Here is a 16,622-nt window from a genome sequence, read left to right on the forward strand (position 1 = left end):
CCGCGGCGCGCACCGCGGCGGACGCGTATCATCGGGTATACCGGACGGCGAGCCCGTCCCCTACAGAAAGGATCTGACCATGAACTACACCATCAAGACCGAGGGCCTCCACTGCGGCCACTGCGACGCCTCCGTCGAGACCGAGCTCATGAAGGTCGCGGGCGTGACGGACGCCGACGCCGACCACGAGACCAACACGGTCACCGTGGAATGCGACGGCGAGGTCGCCCCCGAGGCGCTCGAGGCGGCCGTCTGCGCCGCGGGCGACGCCTTCAAGGTCGTCTCCATCACCGCTGCGTAGCATGCAGGCGGACACCGACAAGACGCTCCGGCTCCTGCGCACCGCGCGCGGGCAGATCGACGGCATCATCCGCATGGTCGAGGCCGACCGCTACTGCATCGACATATCGACCCAGCTCATGGCCACCCAGTCGATCCTCGCCCGCATCAACGCCGACGTGCTGAAGGCCCACCTCGAGCACTGCGTCGCCGGCGCGCTGGAATCGGGCACGCCCGCGGAGAAGGCCGAGAAGCTCGACGAGATCGAGCGCGTCATCGACAAACTGGCGAAGTAGCGCCTCCGGGAGTGTGCGCGCTTGCGCTTTCGCACCCTCAAGTCGGTTATGAGCGTAAAGGGCGCCGTACGGCGAAGAGCAGGTAGAAGCTCATTTGAACAAAGCTTCTACCTGCTCTTTCTTTATTGCGACTTGCCTTATCAACCGCGGCTCACGACGGGCACCGATCTTTTACGCTCATAAACGACTTGAGCACGCTTCGGCGTCCGTGCGCGAGCGCGCATGAACGGCGCCGCGAGACGGAACTACCCTATTCCGCCCAGAATACGCGGCCCTCGCGGCGCGGCTTGGTCTCGGAGCTCTGCGCCGGCCATCCGAGGATGCAGTTGCCGATGCCCTCGTAATCGCCCTCGACGCCGAGGTCGGCGAGCAGCTGCTTGAACTCCGGCTGGTCAAAGACCTCCTTCGCGCGGTGGATCCAGCAGCTCCCAAGACCGAGCGTGTGCGCCGCGTTCATGAGGTTACCCATCACGAGCGAACCGTCGTAGATGTAGGTGGGCACGTCGCGCGGGGCGAGCACCACGAGCACAACGGGTGCACCGTAGAACGGGTCGCCGTCGCCGCCCATGACGGCGGCGTTGGCAGCCGAGAGGCGGTCGCGGAGCGCTCGGTCGGTCACCGCGACGATGATGGGAGACTGGCGGCCCATGCCGCTCGGCGCCCAGAGGCCCGCCTCGATAACCTGTTCGATGAGCTCGCGCGGGACGGGTCTGTCCTCGTACGCGCGCACGCTCCTGCGCTCCTCAAGCGCCTTGATGATGTCGTTCATGCGAAACTCCCTTCAAATCCGCTACGCATTTGCTCGTTTCTTACCCCATGGGCGCGTTTTGAGCCGCCCGGGCGAACCGCGCATCAGAACAGACACGCCTCGATGACGTCACGCCCGCGCAGCGCAGCGAGCCACCGCGCAGGAATCGCGTTGGCACCGTAGACGATGCCTGCGAGCGCGCCCGCCACGGCCGCGGTGGTGTCGGTGTCGTCGCCCAGATTCACCGCGGCGCGTACGCAGTCCGCGTAGGTTGAGGTTGTGAGCAGACACCAGAGCGCCGTCTCGAAGGTGTCGCGCACAAATCCGCTCGAGCGGACCTCCGCCCGCGGGCGCGCCGCCAGCACGCCGGCGTCTGGAATCGCATCGCACGGGGCGACCCCGCGCGCAAGCGTGCGCGCGATATGAACGAGCGATACGCAGAGCCCGGTCGACGTGGGATGGGCGTGCGTGATGGCCGAGACCGCACGAACCTCGTCGTCGGTCGCGTCCGTGAAGGCGAGGGGCACCGTGCGCATGAGCGACCCGTTGCCGTTATCCCACTCCCCCGCGCAGCCATACCCCTGGTCAAGGGCGCGGGCGCATGCCCCGCCGATGTCAAAGAGCCCATCGACGGTGTAGGCGCCCTCCCGGTACCACCTCACAAAGCGTTGCCGAATGTCCTCGGTGTCGATGTGACCGAGCTCCCGGAAGCTATCGCAGATACAAAGCGCCATGGAGGTGTCGTCGCTCCACGTTCCCGCAGGCTGATGGTGCGAACCGAAGCCAACCATGTCCGTACAGGAAAACGTGTCCCGCGCGCGGAACTCGTATGGCACGCCGAGTGCGTCCGCCACCGCCTGTCCCAAGATGCAATCCCTAAGCGTCGCCGTCATATCGCCCCCCGACATCGCGATGGAACTTCCGAGCGCGTACGTTGCCCCACTGCTCGTGATGGCATCATTATAAGAATGAGCCCGATCCGTGCGCGCAAAGCCCGCTCGGCACCGCAGGCGCGCTGCGGCGCCAGGGCCTTCCGCACCCATGTGCGGCGAGACCTTGCGGCCGCAGGCACGCGCCACCAGGCAAGCAACCGTAAGGAGCAGCCGTGATCCGTCCCATCATGACCTCGCGCGTCATCCTCGCGCGCCCATCGGTAGACGCCGCACCCGGCGACGAACCGCATGCGCAGGACCTTCTGGACACCTTTGCCGCACACCGGACGGAGTGCGTTGGCATGGCCGCGAACATGATCGGTGTCCTCAAGCGCATCATCGTGTTTTCCGAGGGCGGCGCCGCGGACTCCCCCGCCCGTCTCATGTACAACCCCGAGCTCATCGCGCAGGCGGAGCCGTTTGAGACCGAGGAGGGTTGCCTCTCGCTCGCGGGCACCCGCCCCACCACGCGCTACCGCCGCATCACCGTGCGCTATCAGGACGAGAGCTGGCGCGAGCGCACCGAGCGCTTCAGCGGCTACACCGCAGAAATTATCCAGCACGAGATAGACCACTGCTCAGGCATCGCTATCTAACGCCTCCGCTTAGAAGAATTTGGCGAGGTCCCAGGCGGTAATGATGCCGAGGAGCCGTTCGTCGGGTTTGCCGTGCTCGGTCACAAACACCATGACGAGGCGGTTTGCCTGCCTGAGCGACGCCTGGAAGAGTTCCGCCACCTCGTCGGCGGGCTCGCGGCGCGCCACAAAGGCAAAGCGCCCCGGCTCGTGCGCGTCGAGAGCGAGCAACCGCTCGAGCTGTTTGAGCGTCGCCGTCTCGGGGATCTCGAGCGCCATATCGTCCACTAGATACGAAAGCACGGTGCTCTCGCTCAGCACACCCACCACGCGCCCGTCGGCCAAGATGGGCACGTGTGCGTAGCCGCGCTCGGCCATGTCGCGCAGCACCGGGCGCAGGGGCTCGTCCATAGTGGCGACGCGGATCTTCTCGCGCCGGGTGCAGACGTCCTCCGCCGCGCCCATGCCCTCAAAGCGCCCGAGCGTAGAGCGGAGCGCGTCGAGCATGGCGTCGCTGGGGATGACGGCGTATGACCCGTCGATACGCTCGTTATGCTGGAGGAAGTTGCGCACCTCGCGGCAGTAGTCGAGCTCGTCGCGAAGCGCCCGGGGTGCCTTGTCGCGGCTGAGCAGCCACGCGATGGCGCCGCCATCGCGCGAGAGGTTGTACCGCTCGCGGATGAGCCGCTCGAGCCGGTTGTACAGGTCCAAAAACTCAACGGTGTTGTCAGCGGTCATGGGCGCCCCTTCCGATTTGTCTACGTCCATGGTACCCGACCCGCCGGGGACAGAATCGCCGGCCGGTCCCACATCGTCTGACAAAGATTATTCCGAACAGAATTATTCTGATTTGAATAATCTCTGCCACAAGATTGCATCAAAAGGGAGCAGGGAAGGCTGGCTATGGAAGAGAACGCCAATCGAGATGGACTGGACGAGTTTGGCCTTCCGCTACCAAAGCATTACGACGGTCCTCGCTTCGATGCAAGGGACTATTTCTCGGTTAGATTTGCCGCGGCAAAGACACTAGGCGAGGCTATTGAGATGCGCGGCTTGGATGCGTTCGCCGAAGAGGTGGAACCGAGCGACTTCACAGACGACACCCCAGCATACGAGACTAAGATCGGCATCGCCGAGCTTTGGGCCGAATCGACTTGACGCGACGGGGAGAGTGCGCGAAACATCGAGCTCGAGCGCACTGTCGCAGCACTCCAAGAGGGCGATGTTATCGAGATTCGCCGGTGCCCGCAAGAGCAAAACGAATATGGATATACCTTCACGACGCAGGACGGCTCCCCATTACCCTTCACGCCCTATCACGATTACGATGACCAGTTTTTTACACGAGCGCTTGAGGAATGTCGCATTTGGGACAAACCGTTCTGCCGCGTACGCAGCGTCACGCGCTTTGGCGGAGACAACAACGTACCCGTTGACCCAACGTTTTGCTGGCACGTTTATTCATGCAAAGTGACCGTGATTAAGCGCGGCTGGAATCCCATGCTCAACTAACGGCTCCGAGTCCTAGACGCGGCCGTCCGGATATCTTTGGAATAGCCGATCGCCCGTCTAGCACCATCCAACAAAGAGCCCAAGCGCGAGGACGGCGGCCCGGAGTGGGGCGACCAGGTCGTCTGGGAGGAGCTCTACCACAGGGACCCGTGCCCCTTCTGGCTGGACTAGGACAGGTGTTCTACCGTGACACACTTTTTGTCCTATAAGCCGCTCCTGAACGCCCTCGATTAATTGGTGATAACGAAAACGGGGCAGAACCGCTCGCGCAGTCCCGCCCCGATAAGCCCGAAGGCTTTGCAACGTGCGATTTAGTCTAGCAGACCGAGCGATGAGGTCAAGCGCTTTAGGAAAAGAAGCGCCGCCATGCTCGGGTTCTCGGGCGGTAACCCACATGCGTCGACTTCTGCAAACAGCTCCATGAGCGTGGCCTTGCGATCTGAACGGACCTCTCCCTTGGGAACGATCTGCGAGAAGAGATACAGCAGGCTGCATATCTGGACCATCCGGCGACTGCGGAACCACTTCGATCGCAGACGCTTAGGGATTCCAAGCGCGTTCATGGCGTTCACAAGAACAGCGGGCGAGCGCTTTGAGGGCGAGGGACTTGCGACATCGTTGAGAATGCATGCTCCATGTGCCCCAGCGTTGCGAATTTGCCTCGAGTTCTTGAGCTGATAGTGGACGTCCCTCAGGTCTTTGTCGCCCCACCTGGCCGCGCAGAACCTCACGAGATCGGCGAAGATGCCGAACGGCACCACCTCGCAGAACGCCCAAATTGGCATGTCGCCCAAGTACTTTCTCACAACGCCACCGGCGTAATGGTCGTTTCTCCTCTTCTTGAGCTCCCCCTCAATGCGGGAGCGGTCGTTTTTGGGAAGGCTCGCGTGGTACGCGCGCATGATGGCGTAACCGTCCTCGCCGTGGTCCTCGGCAGCCGAGAGTAGGCGGACCTTTGCGAAGTGCTCGATGTCAAGAGTCATGGCGAGCAGGATGTCACGCAGCTGACGATCGAGATTCGACAGCGTCTTGAGATGACCGAAGTCGAGTTTCACGTACCTCCCGTCATGCGGGCCGCCGACGTATTTGGGAAAGAGCTTGCGGTAGGAGTAGACACGGAAGAACTGGCACTTGGTACGCAGATGAGCAACGGCATCTTCCTCAGAGACGAGATCGAAGGTGATGCCCTTTGACTTCATGTGGGCTATTTGCTGCTCAACGGTAAGCATGGGCTTAGAATGACCCCCGGATGAGGAGGCGCCTTCTTCATCGCCAACGTTGCATACATCAGTCATTTGTGACCACCTACCGTTGGACGCACTTCTGCGAACGTATCGCATGCTCGCTCAGCTCCACGTAGGAGAGGTAGCTGTCCACGAGGGCGCGGCCCTCGGGGCTGAGGGCGTCGTAGCGTGGCTGGATTCCCTCGGGCTCGGGCGCGTCGATGTCCTCGCGGCCGATGACGAGGTCGATGGAGCAGCCCAGCTTGTCCGCGATCTGCCAGGCGGCGGGCAGCGGGATGCCGCAGTCGGCGCCGTCGCCGGCGCGCTCGTAGCGCGCGTAGGTTGAGCCGGGGATGCCGAGCGCCTCGGCGAACTCCTTCGCGGAGCGGTAGCCCGCCTCGCGGCGGAGCCTCTGGAGTGTTCTTTTGCCGCTGATGGCCTTGTAGGGGGTTTGGGAGGTTGCAGTCAGTGACATATACTTGTCACCGTCCCTTCTGGATTTGCCTCTGGACCGGACGCCGGCCCCGCGGGAGTGCCAGCTCCCGCGGGCCCACCTGTTTTGAGTCTCTACGCCCTCGCGTCACCTCCCCTCCCGCTCGCCGCGGAGTCGTACTCTACCGCGACGCCGTGGTCGACGGAGCCCCACAGTACCTGCATGCCCTCGAGCTCGAACTCGCCGTGGGTGCGGTCGTAGGCCGCCATGATCTTCTCGATGGTCCTGTTGTCGATGAGTTCCTGCGCCTTGAGCGGGTGCTTGCCGCGCTTCTTCGCCGCCTGCTCCTGGAGGAAGGACTCGAAGGTAGTGCGCGCCGCCTCGGCGCTGTCGAACGCGACGAGCTCGCCGAAGGCGGCGCCGTCGCGCATCTGGGAGAGCATCTGCTGCTCGTACTGGTAGCAGAGCGCCTCGTAGGGGCGCTCCTCCTCGCGGCGGCGGTGCGCGCGGATCTTCTCGTCCTTCATGAGCACGAACTCGCGGAGCTCGTCGGCGAGCTGCCGCGCCTCGGGCGTGAGCCCGTCGTACTCGAGCTGCACCTCGCCGCGCGCGGTGCCCGGCGCCGGCGCCTTGCGGCCGACGATGGCGTCGATGGTGGTGCCGAGGATGTCCGCGAGCTGCCAGGCGCGGTCCATGGGGATCTTGTCCGGGTTGGACTCGTAGCGCGCGTAGGTGGAGGCGGGTATCCCGTGCGCCTCGGCGAAGTCGTTGGCGTTCTTGTAGCCCGCCGCGCGGCGCAGCTCTAAGAGGTTGCTTGCCATGGCGTCCACCTTTCTCGAGATGCCTGCGCCCCACGGAGAGAGGCACTTGGTGTCTCTCGTCTCCTTATTTCACTTCACAACAGATACTATTATAGTTTGATAATTTAGTCTACGATAATTGATTATTTAATCTCAGATATTGAAGCTATTCTCTCTATTTAATATATTCTATGGTGTTTCGCCACGAACGGCGACGGAGCGCGCTACTTTCTAGAAGACAAGAACGGTGGGTGCGGAAGATATTGCTGATTCTTCCTAATCCATAGGACACATGTAGAGCTATGCGAAACAATTGAATCCCCGTCCCCGATATAATCTGAGTTTATTAAGGTTCTCCTGGAGATCCAAAGGGGGTTTGCTGTGACAATTGAATTGATTGCCACCGTGATTGTCCCAATCCTTGCTGCAGTGCTCTCTCTAATTGGATCTCTTTTTTCAGAGGTCAGCCAGCGTGGGCGCATCAAAACCGACATTGCGATATATCGAAATCTCACCTCAAAATTGGATTACAATCAGGAAATATCCAACTCGCTCAATATACTCTCCGAGCACATTGAGCGGGAGCTGAGCATGCTTGCCGGCGGCAGGGCGCGCTGGACATGCCTGCCGAGAGCAGTAGCACTTCTTGCTCTAGGAGGAATGCTGTTCTTTGTTGTCGTTCGCCTCGCTTCGCTTCTGGATGTGACTGACTTCTTTTCTCCTCTCAGTTTGTATGCGTATTTCCTTCTGCTTATACTTGGTGCTTGGTGCCTAATGTCGGGGCTGAGAAACTTGTATCGATACGTTGCCCTTAAGTCACAGCTACTCCTCATCCTCGATGAGGCAAGGACATCTCTAAGAGCGCTCACGAAACTGAGCCAGAACCTCCATCAATCCGTCGATACCCAGAGCAAGCTTTCCAATCTTTTCAAAAAGGTTGCCATCAGTTTGGAAACCCCTCAGACAAATCTTGTTAACGAGGCCTCGAATGCATCATTCGATATCTTTGACAGTATTAGAGGCTTGAAAAAACTTCAGAAGGCGCTCAAAGAGCACGAAGAGCAGGTAAACCGGGATATTTCAAGAAAGAACGAACTTATCGCGTCCGCAAACAGCACTTTGCGAAATGCTAGCTTCGTGGAAGATCGCACACTGTTTTCCCTATCCCTTAGGCGGATGCGCCTAAGGCTTGCTGAAAGGCGTTCAGAACTTGAAGCCATGGAGAATCTGCTGATTGAGGCGAAGGACAACATTGCCTGGTGCCGAGGTGCGGTTGACGAATCAATACGACTTTACGAAAGCTTGTCTGGAAATGAGGCAGGCAATAAGCGTGTCGTACTTAAAGATTCAAGTGGATTGCTCGCCTTCGATACCTCTGAGGAGCTCTATAAGAGAGAGCACCTTGAAAACTTCTTCTCGGACTTATCAGACGGTCGTTTTGAGATCATCAGAGCGAACGGCCCTCACAACATCCTCGTCGTTGCGCAACAAAACGCTAATGAGATATACAAAGGGCATCGTACACTTACGATACTTGGCTTTCTCACCGCCAAAGATGGACATTTTCCCAGCTATCTCAGGATTAGTCATGCTCCTGTGCGACATGTGCCATAGCCATTGAGGGAAAGCGAGCACGGCCCCCTTACGACAAAACATGAGAATCCCTGTGAGAGGGTTTGTCAACTTTCGTAAGTGTGATGAGTGTGTCGGGGCGTCCGAAGCCGACAGGGGAGATGGTAAACAAGGCCGCCGTGCTCAAAGCGTACGGTTACTCCAACGACGGCATCGTTTGAGCACAAGTATCCACGAATTGACATCTTACAGCTGGACCGTCAGCTTCAATAACAAGCAACGGCACGCTAAGCAAGGACCTAAAGCCAGCGAGCGCATGAAGGGATGTTCTCCCCGCCCTGCGTGAACCGACTTTTCAACATGTCTGGTCCCTGTGGGATAATGGTTGCATTGTGTTGTTAACCGTCACGGCTTGTGCCGGATTGGATGTGCGTCAATGCCGACTCTCAACTGGATGGGCAAGGAGAAGGTGGTCAACCACCACCGTGACGTCCCGTATCGCGTGCTCGAGCGCGTACCCGAGAAGGGCGTGCTCGACAGCCACGGCTCGGACTGCGGGAACATGGTCATCCACGGCGACAACCTCGAGGCGCTCAAGGCGCTGCTGCCGGAGTACGAGGGCAAGGTTGACTGCATCTACATCGATCCGCCGTACAACACCGGCAACGAGGGGTGGCGCTACAACGACAACGTCAACGACCCTCGCATCAGGAAATGGCTTGGTGAAGCCGTGGGCAAGGAGGGCGAGGACTTCAGCCGCCACGACAAGTGGCTGTGCATGATGTACCCGAGGCTTCAGCTGCTGAGGAAGCTGCTCTCCCCGACGGGCGCCATTTTCATCAGCATTGACGATACGGAGCTCGCGAACCTGAGGCTCGTGTGCGACGAGATCTTCTCTCCCTCGTGTTTCGTCTCCGATGTGTCCTGGCAGCGAAACTACTCGACCAGAAACGACTCCAAGGGCATCCCAGCCGAGGTCGAGCATATGCTCGTCTACAGCAAGGCGCCCGGCTGGCAGCCCCGCAAGCTGCCGCGCACGTCGGAGATGGACTCGAAGTACAAGAACCCAGACAACGACGTCATGCCTTGGAGAAGTAGCGACGCATTCGCGCCAGGCGCCGCGACCCACCAGGGAATGGTTTATGCGATTCAGCATCCCTTTACCGGCAAGTTGCTATACCCGTACAGCGGGTCCTGCTGGCGGTACCAGCAGGACAAGATGCTCGACTACATGAACGGCTGGTGCCCGTATGTCCTCAAGGATCTGGACGACGCAGATCGGAGGGCCGAGGTCTGCGGTCTCGACGCCTCCGAGGTCCGTGAGGGAGTCAAGGGCATCGTGCTCGCCCAGTCCGTCGAGGAGTCGAAGGCCATGGCCTCCGCAATCCAGAAGACGGGCCCGTGGCCGAGGTTCTTTTTTTCCAGAAACGGGAAGGGTGGAATCGCTCGTAAGACCTATATCGACAGTGTAGGAGGGCGACTGCCGACGAACTATTGGCCCTACTCCGAGGTCGGCCACACCGACGAGGCCAAGAAGGAAATCAAGACAATCTTCGGCGGAAAGGCCCCGTTCGACACGCCGAAGCCTACGCGCCTGATTGAGCGTGTGCTCCAGATTGCTGTGGGCGACGACGCCCTCGTGCTCGACTCCTTCGCGGGCTCCGGCACGACGGCGCACGCGGTCTTGAGGCTCAACGCAGTGGACGGCGGCTCCCGCCGTTTCATCCTCGCCGAGCTTGACGGCTACGCCGACACCGTCACTGCCGAGCGCGTCCGCCGCGTCATCGCGGGCTACGGCGAGGGAGGCAACGCCGTAGAGGGCATCGACTCCGGCTTCTCCTACTACGAGCTCGGCCCCGCGCTCTTCCGGGGCGACGGGACGCTGAGTCCGGACGTCACGCGCGCGGACCTCGCCCGCTACGTGTGGGCGACGGAGACGCGCGCGCCCTACGAGGACCTCGCCGACGAGCACCCTTACCTCCTCGGAGAGCACGCGCAGGCGGTCTACTACCTCGCCTGGGAGCCCGGCGAGGAGACCGCGCTCACCTACGACCTGCTACGAGGCCTCCCGCGCAAGGGGTCGCCGACCGTGATCTACGCGGACCGCTGCGCCATCGCGCCCGAGCGCCTTGACGAGATGGGCGTCGTCTTCAAGCGCGTGCCCGACCAGATAGCGAGGATCTAGCCATGGAGCTGAAACAGTACCAGAGGGACGTCCTCAGGGAGGTCGGCCGCTTCGCGAGGACGTACGCGATGACCAGGGACGCGAAAGCCGCTTACGACCGGTTCATGGGCGACATTGGCCTCACGCCCGGGCAGGGCGGCGTCTCGCGCTACCACGACGACCTGGGCGGCGTGCCCAAGGTCTGCGTCAAGGTGCCGACGGGCGGTGGGAAGACCTTCATCGGCGCCTGCGCCGCCAAGGTGCTGGCCGAGACGCTGCCCTCGCGCGACGACGTCATCGTGTGGCTCGTGCCGCGCAGGGAGATCCTCGCGCAGACGCTGCGCAACATGCGCAACCCCGAGCACTTCCTGCGCATCCAGCTCGACCGCGACTTCGCCGGCCGCGTGGAGGTTCTCGACAAGGAGGACGGGCTGCGCGGGCGCTCGTTCAGCGCCGCGACCGTGGGCGACCAGCTCACGCTCTTCGTTCTGTCCTACGATTCGTTCAAGAACAAGGACGGCCGGCGCGCCTACGCCGAGAACTCTGCGGTTGCCAACGTGACCGAGTACCAGCGCGCCGCCGGTACGGCGGTGTCGGTGGAGGGTGCCGACGACACGGCGCTCATCTCGGCGCTCGCCGGCTTCAACCCCATCGTCATCGTGGACGAGAGCCATCACGTCGGAAGCAAGCTCTCGCTCGACATGCTCAGAAACCTCAACCCGCGCTTCGTGCTGGAGCTCACGGCGACGCCCGACCCCAAGCACGCCAACGTGATCGCGCAGGCGACCGCCCGCCAGCTCAAGACAGAGGAGATGGTCAAGCTCCCCGTGGTGGTCTACCGCCGCCCCGACAAGCGCACCACCGTCGCCGACGCCGTCATGCTGCAGCGCAGGCTGGAGGCCATCGCGGAGCAGGACGAGCGCCGTACCGGCCGCTATATCCGCCCCATCGTGCTCTTCCAGGCGGAGCGGCGCGGAACCGACGACGCCGAGACCTACCAGAAGCTCAAGGACAAGCTCGTGGAGGGCGGCATCCCCGAGGAGCAGATCGCCATCCGCACCGGCGACATGGACGAGCTGCGCGGCGCCGACCTCATGGACCGCGCGTGCCCGATACGCTTCATCATCACCGTGGAGGCGCTCGCCGAGGGCTGGGACTGCCCGTTCGCCTACGTGCTGGCCACGGTGGCGAACAAGAACTCGCAGGTGAGCGTCGAGCAGATCGTGGGACGCGTGCTGAGGCAGCCTTACGCGGCCCGCGCCGGCGCCCGCAGCCTGAACATAGCCTATGTGCTCACGGCGTCCTCCGACTTCGACCGGACGCTGCAGCAGGTCGTGGACGGCTTGAACGGCGTGGGCTTCTCGCGCGAGGACGTCGCCGAGGCGGGCCCCGCGCCCACCTCCGGGCAGCAGGGGCAGCTGGACTTTACGCCCTCGCCCTCCGCCGACGAGGAGGGCGAGGAGCTCGACCTCGACGGGCTCGACCTGCACTTCCCTGCGGCCGATCCTATGGGGAGCGAGGCTTCCGGCGATGGAGGCGGCCACGGCCCCGCGAGCCCGTTTGTTGACGACATCATCGAGGAGTCTGAGGCCGTCGAGGAGCAGTTTGAGAACGAGACCGGCCACGGCGGGCTTGACACCCTCGCCGGAGGACTGGGAGGAGGAGCGAACGTGTACCCCATGCGCGACGAGGCGGCGGATTCCGCCCGGGCGCTCGCCGTCCCCCAGTTCGTCATCCGCGTTGACGGCGGGCTTTTCACCGACGACGAGACGTGGAAGCCGCTCGACCGCGAGGACCCGCTTCGCGATTTCAAGCTCTCGAAGTACGGCATCGACCGCGTGACCATCAATCCGGCGACGTTCTCCGATGCGCGCGAGATCGACCTGACCGAGGACTCTGACGAGTACAAGATCCGATGGATCGAGGAGGACATCCGCAAGAACATGCGGATGCTGTTCAACAACATGTCAGACGAGGGCAAGCGCGAGAGCCTCAAGGCGGCGATCTACAAAGCCATGTCCGGCCAGTTCAAGAACACCTATGGCGAGCAGCAGATCACCCGCTTCATCAAGCGTGTGGTCGAGGACATGGAGTCACCGGACGTCGAGGCGTGCTACGACAGCATCGGCAACGTGACCCGCGCCATCACTGATGCCGTGCGGAGCCTGGCCGACGACTTCTGCGAGGACCGCTTCGAGAAGCTGCTCTCGCGGGGCGACGTGAAGATCAGCCCCGAGTACCGCTTTCCTGACAGCTTCACGCAGACGAGCCCCCTCACGAGCTATGCGAAGTCGCTCTACGCGGCGGAGGACGGACGCATCGACGGCGCCGAGCGGCAGATGATCGACCTTCTGGCCAACAACCCGCGCGTTGTCTGGTGGCACCGCGTCGTGGAGCGCCGCGAGGGCGAGTTCAGCATCAACGGGTTCATCACGCACTATCCTGACTTCCTCGCGCTGCGCGACGACGGCACCCTCATGGCCATAGAGACGAAGGGCGAGCACTTGAAGGGCGACGACTCCAGGCTCAAGCTGAGCCTGGGTACGCGCTGGGCCGATATGGCCGGCGGAAAGTTCCGCTACTTCATGGTGTTCGCCAGCGAGGCGCTCGACATGCCGAACTCGTACACACTTGCAGAATTCGGTTCAGAGATATTGGGGTAGTACGTTGTCAGTAACTAATGACAGTATCGACTTTAGAGCACTCAGCCAAGACCAGTGGGAGGACTTGTGCTTCGACACTCTGGTCTTCGAATATCCCGGTCTGCGCAGAATCGATGGAAGTGGTGGCGATGGCGGTGTCGATGCTTATGTCGGCGAGTTTTCCAGTCCGGACATCATCTTTCAGTTCAAGCATTTCAAGAAGGGTTTCGGCGCGCCTCAGAAAAAGGAAATCGAGCGCTCGTTCAATACCGCCTCTGGTTCATACGACTTGCCCCACTGGATACTGGTGTGCTCAGAAGATCCTACTCCCGCCATGCAAAACTGGCTTGATGAGTTCAAGACGAAGCGAAACGGCACGAAGATCGAGTACATCCTTGGCTCTGAAATGCGAGCGAAGGTCATCAATCATCCAAAGGTGAGAAAACAGTATTTCCCGAACATTCAGGATGCTTTGGAAAGTCTAAGCAGCGAGCCGCCACACAATCCTTTGGCTGCAGCGGCGCGTGACGTCAGAGTCTACAACGATGTCTTGCTCGACGACAGGTTCACAGCGACGGTCACGACTGACGGCGAGACGGAAACCGTCGTCTACTCTCTCAAGCCATGGGTGAAAGAGCCTGTGCCCGCAGTGAAACTGCGTATCAAAACCCCTCAGGGCGCCCAAGCAGTTGAGGGACTCATTAAAGAGGGCCACTCGTTTGAGCTGGGAACAGACGACATTGGCCTCACGTCGCTGATCGATCCCTCATTGCATGATGCAGACATTGTTTCGATAAAGGCGTTTTCCCTGCCGCAGACACACCCTGCGGCCTTGAGTATTTTCGCAGGAGATGACCCTGCGAAAAGCTACCCGTTGCACATCGAACTTAAGACGGTTCGAGAAGGTTCCGAGGTGCTCGTCAGGTCAAACGCTGGCCAAAACACGGCACCGATTGCTATTACTATGACATTCCGAAAAGCCGCTCCATTGAAGAACTGCACGGTAAGCATTACCCCCAGATTCATGGGAAAGACTGTCCGGCAAGCCGCTCGGGGCGCACGCTTTCTAAGACGGCTCGATGAAACAAAAACGCTTGGAATCGCGGAGGAGAACTCTGACCTAGAAGATGCCTCTTTCATGGCGCTTGGGGACTTCTCAGACGATTTGCCTTGGCGATATTTCGGGGATCTCTTCGACGCGATTGATGCAACCTGCCGTTTGTTTTGTATCAACCCCACTGTTACTGAGGAGATTGATAACCCTGATTTTGTTGCATCCATGCTCGAGTTCGGTCGAAAGGTGATGCGTGTCGGCACAGAGATCGAAGGCTCTGTTTCCTTTGAGCTGAGCGAAGAGAATGCCGACTTAGAGGAAAAAGCGGCCGCCCACGAGCAGATTTGCGTTGTCGTTGATCAGGTGTGGAACGGGATGGTTTTCGGAGAAGCTTGTTCTGCTGATGTGAGGATTGCGGCAAAGGGACTTTTGGAGCAGGTTGATTCTGACCAAGGCAATCTCTTCAAAATCGTCGGCTCGTATTACTACTACATCCAGGCGGCGTCGAATTAAGACAAACGGCTAGCGCATTCGTCATCTTGTGACGCGTCTTTAGCCTGTACCCATCTGATGGGTGCGGGCTTTTTGTTGCCCGCAGGAGTCGAAAGGACGGGTGGCATGGATGGCTTGCAGAGCGGGGCGAAAGGTCTTGCCAATATAACGATGAATAAAGCGTACAAACCCCCATGGGCAGTTCCACACTCGCGGCGCCACCGTACCGACTTTATCCTTTGACATCCCACTGTGACGGTGTTTGCGGTATAACAGTCGGGGCGACACGGATGCGCGGGGCAGACGCAACGCAGACACCGAGCCGTCCATCCCAATTCACATATCACCCACTCGAGGCGTCGAGAGGGCTCGGAGGGCACCCTCCCCCGCCGGCCGACACCTCGAACACCGCTAGATAGGACCCCTCCCATGAAGACCGCCAAGCAGAAATCGGCACGCATGCAGGACATGACCGTCGGCGACCCCTTAAAGCTCCTCATCGCCTTTGCCATGCCCATGCTCATCGGCAACCTCTTCCAGCAGGTGTACACCATGATCGACACCATGGAGATGGGCTACTTCGTCGGCGACAACGCCATCTCTGCCGTGGGTGCGGTGTCTGCCCTCTACAACCTACTCATGAGCCTTGTCATCAGCATGAACAACGGCTTTGCCATCCCCGTCACCCAGGCGTTTGGCTCGCATAACGAGAAGCGCCTGCGCCGCTCCATCGCCGGTATGCTCATCCTAAACGGCGCGCTTGTGGTGATTGCCACAACGCTCTCGGTCGTTTTCCTCACGCCGATGCTCCACTTCATGAACATCCCCGCGGGCATCTTTGAGCAGTCCTTTGCCTACATGCTCATCTTGAGCCTGGGGCTCTTCACCACGGTGAGTTACAACATGTTCTCGAGCATTCTGCGCGCCGTGGGCAACAGCCGCACGCCGCTCTACGTGCTGGTGGTGTCGAGCCTCGTGAACATCGCCCTCGACCTCTTCTTTATCATCGTGCTCGGCCTTGGCGTGGTGGGGACGGCGCTCGGCACCGTCCTTGCCCAGGCGCTCTCGGCAGTGCTTTGTGGCGGCACGCTGCTGCGCAAATACCAGGCGATCCTGCCCGAGCGCGGCGATTGGGGCGCCTCGCAAAAGCTCTGGCCGGAGCTACTAAGCTCGGGCTTTGCCATGGCGCTCATGCTCTGCGTGGTCAACGTGGGCACGCTCATCTTCCAGCGGGCCAACAACGCGCTCGGCGAGACGCTCATTGCCGCCTACGCCGCCGCCCGCAAGATCATCGAGGCGTTCATGACGCCCTCGGGCACGCTCGCGGCCGCCGCTTCAACCTTTGTCTCGCAAAACTGGGGTGCGCGTCGCTACGACCGCATCCGCCAGGGACTGCGCATCGCCTTGGTACTCGAGGTCGTCTGGGGCCTCATTGCATGCGCGCTCGGCTTTGCCGTGGGCGAGTTCATGGTCCGCCTCATCACCGGCACGCAGAGTACGGGCATCATCGAGGGCGGCACGCTCGCCATCCACTTCAGCCTGCCGTTCTTTGCCGTGCTGGGCGTTCTTTTGTGCCTGCGCACCGCCATGCAGTCCATGGGCTACAAGGCGGCGCCCGTGATTTCGAGCTGCGTGGAGCTCGCCATGAAGTTCCTTGCCGCGAGCTTCCTCATCCCCGTCTGGGGCTACATCGGCACCTGCGCCACCGAGCCGGTGACGTGGGTCCTCATGACGGCTTATCTGGGTGGCGCCTACTTCATCAGGCGAAAGAAGATGTATCCGGAAGAGGACGAGCTCACGGAGCCGGGGGTCATAAACGAGACGGCACAGCTCGAGAAAACCGCAGCTACGACGGAGTCGCAGGCGTAGCCTAACGGTAGGCCAATCACACGCGCTGCTG

15 protein-coding genes are annotated in these 16,622 nt (G+C 61.0%); 9 read left to right on the forward strand and 6 right to left on the reverse strand.

The genetic code is table 11. The annotated features are described in order from the left end of the window. Positions 1–79: 79 nt before the first annotated feature. Entirely contained in the window at positions 80–301 is a 222-nt protein-coding gene (locus B5F70_RS07275) for a heavy metal-associated domain-containing protein (RefSeq protein ID WP_087204915.1), read from the forward strand. Between the two features lies 1 nt (position 302). Beyond that, on the forward strand, positions 303–575 hold the full coding sequence (locus B5F70_RS07280) for a metal-sensing transcriptional repressor (RefSeq protein WP_087204916.1): 273 nt from the start codon (positions 303–305) through the stop codon (positions 573–575). A gap of 250 nt (positions 576–825) precedes the next feature. Here B5F70_RS07280 and B5F70_RS07285 read toward each other — a convergent pair whose 3' ends face one another. Both B5F70_RS07285 and B5F70_RS07290 read right to left on the reverse strand, forming a co-directional pair. Further along, the gene (locus tag B5F70_RS07285; protein WP_087204917.1) at positions 826–1,344 is read right to left on the reverse strand and encodes a nitroreductase; all 519 of its coding nucleotides are present in this window, start codon (positions 1,342–1,344) and stop codon (positions 826–828) included. 83 nt (positions 1,345–1,427) lie between these two features. After that, entirely contained in the window at positions 1,428–2,216 is a 789-nt protein-coding gene (locus B5F70_RS07290) for an ADP-ribosylglycohydrolase family protein (RefSeq protein WP_087204918.1), read from the reverse strand. A 212-nt stretch (positions 2,217–2,428) separates the two neighbouring features. Between B5F70_RS07290 and B5F70_RS07295 the strand changes: the two genes are divergently transcribed. Beyond that, positions 2,429–2,851 carry a peptide deformylase gene (locus B5F70_RS07295; protein ID WP_162607517.1) on the forward strand — a complete coding sequence of 141 codons (423 nt, stop codon included), beginning with the start codon at positions 2,429–2,431 and terminating at the stop codon, positions 2,849–2,851. A gap of 9 nt (positions 2,852–2,860) precedes the next feature. Here B5F70_RS07295 and B5F70_RS07300 read toward each other — a convergent pair whose 3' ends face one another. Then, positions 2,861–3,568: a CBS domain-containing protein gene (locus tag B5F70_RS07300; protein ID WP_158094962.1), complete on the reverse strand. Its 708-nt coding sequence runs from the start codon at positions 3,566–3,568 to the stop codon at positions 2,861–2,863. Positions 3,569–3,733: 165 nt separating this feature from the next. Here B5F70_RS07300 and B5F70_RS07305 point away from each other — a divergent pair, with 165 nt between their 5' ends. Then, the gene (locus B5F70_RS07305) at positions 3,734–3,988 is read left to right on the forward strand and encodes a hypothetical protein (RefSeq protein ID WP_087204920.1); all 255 of its coding nucleotides are present in this window, start codon (positions 3,734–3,736) and stop codon (positions 3,986–3,988) included. 665 nt (positions 3,989–4,653) lie between these two features. Here the strand turns inward: B5F70_RS07305 and B5F70_RS07310 are convergent. From B5F70_RS07310 to B5F70_RS07320, 3 genes are all read right to left on the reverse strand, one after another. Further along, the gene (locus B5F70_RS07310; RefSeq protein ID WP_158094963.1) at positions 4,654–5,571 is read right to left on the reverse strand and encodes an Abi family protein; all 918 of its coding nucleotides are present in this window, start codon (positions 5,569–5,571) and stop codon (positions 4,654–4,656) included. Between the two features lie 76 nt (positions 5,572–5,647). Then, complete coding sequence (locus B5F70_RS07315) at positions 5,648–6,040, reverse strand: helix-turn-helix transcriptional regulator (RefSeq protein WP_087204922.1); 393 nt, start codon at positions 6,038–6,040, stop codon at positions 5,648–5,650. A gap of 92 nt (positions 6,041–6,132) precedes the next feature. Next, positions 6,133–6,819 (reverse strand): helix-turn-helix transcriptional regulator, encoded by a 687-nt coding sequence (locus B5F70_RS07320; protein ID WP_087204923.1) that lies wholly within the window; start codon positions 6,817–6,819, stop codon positions 6,133–6,135. 360 nt (positions 6,820–7,179) lie between these two features. Here B5F70_RS07320 and B5F70_RS07325 point away from each other — a divergent pair, with 360 nt between their 5' ends. The 5 genes from B5F70_RS07325 (at position 7,180) to B5F70_RS07345 (ending at position 16,591) form a co-directional block, all read left to right on the forward strand. Next, a complete protein-coding gene (locus B5F70_RS07325) occupies positions 7,180–8,412 on the forward strand; it encodes a hypothetical protein (RefSeq protein ID WP_087204924.1) in 1,233 nt (410 codons plus the stop codon). A 394-nt stretch (positions 8,413–8,806) separates the two neighbouring features. Further along, positions 8,807–10,555: a site-specific DNA-methyltransferase gene (locus tag B5F70_RS07330; RefSeq protein WP_087204925.1), complete on the forward strand. Its 1,749-nt coding sequence runs from the start codon at positions 8,807–8,809 to the stop codon at positions 10,553–10,555. Positions 10,556–10,557: 2 nt separating this feature from the next. Then, complete coding sequence (locus B5F70_RS07335; RefSeq protein ID WP_087204926.1) at positions 10,558–13,197, forward strand: DEAD/DEAH box helicase family protein; 2,640 nt, start codon at positions 10,558–10,560, stop codon at positions 13,195–13,197. 4 nt (positions 13,198–13,201) lie between these two features. Then, entirely contained in the window at positions 13,202–14,743 is a 1,542-nt protein-coding gene (locus tag B5F70_RS07340) for a hypothetical protein (RefSeq protein WP_143753941.1), read from the forward strand. A gap of 408 nt (positions 14,744–15,151) precedes the next feature. Further along, on the forward strand, positions 15,152–16,591 hold the full coding sequence (locus tag B5F70_RS07345; RefSeq protein ID WP_087204928.1) for an MATE family efflux transporter: 1,440 nt from the start codon (positions 15,152–15,154) through the stop codon (positions 16,589–16,591). The last annotated feature ends 31 nt before the right edge of the window (positions 16,592–16,622 follow it).

This window comes from Collinsella sp. An268 (genome assembly GCF_002159765.1).
Taxonomy (GTDB): Bacteria; Actinomycetota; Coriobacteriia; order Coriobacteriales; family Coriobacteriaceae; genus Coprousia.

Excerpts from the sequence above, each read along its gene's own strand:
- B5F70_RS07275 (WP_087204915.1), top strand. The coding sequence starts at position 80 with ATGAACTACACCATCAAGACCGAGGGCCTCCACTGCGGCCACTGCGAC.
- B5F70_RS07280 (WP_087204916.1), top strand. The coding sequence starts at position 303 with ATGCAGGCGGACACCGACAAGACGCTCCGGCTCCTGCGCACCGCGCGC.
- B5F70_RS07285 (WP_087204917.1), bottom strand. The coding sequence starts at position 1,344 with ATGAACGACATCATCAAGGCGCTTGAGGAGCGCAGGAGCGTGCGCGCG.
- B5F70_RS07290 (WP_087204918.1), bottom strand. The coding sequence starts at position 2,216 with ATGACGGCGACGCTTAGGGATTGCATCTTGGGACAGGCGGTGGCGGAC.
- B5F70_RS07300 (WP_158094962.1), bottom strand. The coding sequence starts at position 3,568 with ATGACCGCTGACAACACCGTTGAGTTTTTGGACCTGTACAACCGGCTC.
- B5F70_RS07305 (WP_087204920.1), top strand. The coding sequence starts at position 3,734 with ATGGAAGAGAACGCCAATCGAGATGGACTGGACGAGTTTGGCCTTCCG.
- B5F70_RS07310 (WP_158094963.1), bottom strand. The coding sequence starts at position 5,571 with ATGCTTACCGTTGAGCAGCAAATAGCCCACATGAAGTCAAAGGGCATC.
- B5F70_RS07315 (WP_087204922.1), bottom strand. The coding sequence starts at position 6,040 with ATGTCACTGACTGCAACCTCCCAAACCCCCTACAAGGCCATCAGCGGC.
- B5F70_RS07320 (WP_087204923.1), bottom strand. The coding sequence starts at position 6,819 with ATGGCAAGCAACCTCTTAGAGCTGCGCCGCGCGGCGGGCTACAAGAAC.
- B5F70_RS07330 (WP_087204925.1), top strand. The coding sequence starts at position 8,807 with ATGCCGACTCTCAACTGGATGGGCAAGGAGAAGGTGGTCAACCACCAC.
- B5F70_RS07335 (WP_087204926.1), top strand. The coding sequence starts at position 10,558 with ATGGAGCTGAAACAGTACCAGAGGGACGTCCTCAGGGAGGTCGGCCGC.
- B5F70_RS07345 (WP_087204928.1), top strand. The coding sequence starts at position 15,152 with ATGAAGACCGCCAAGCAGAAATCGGCACGCATGCAGGACATGACCGTC.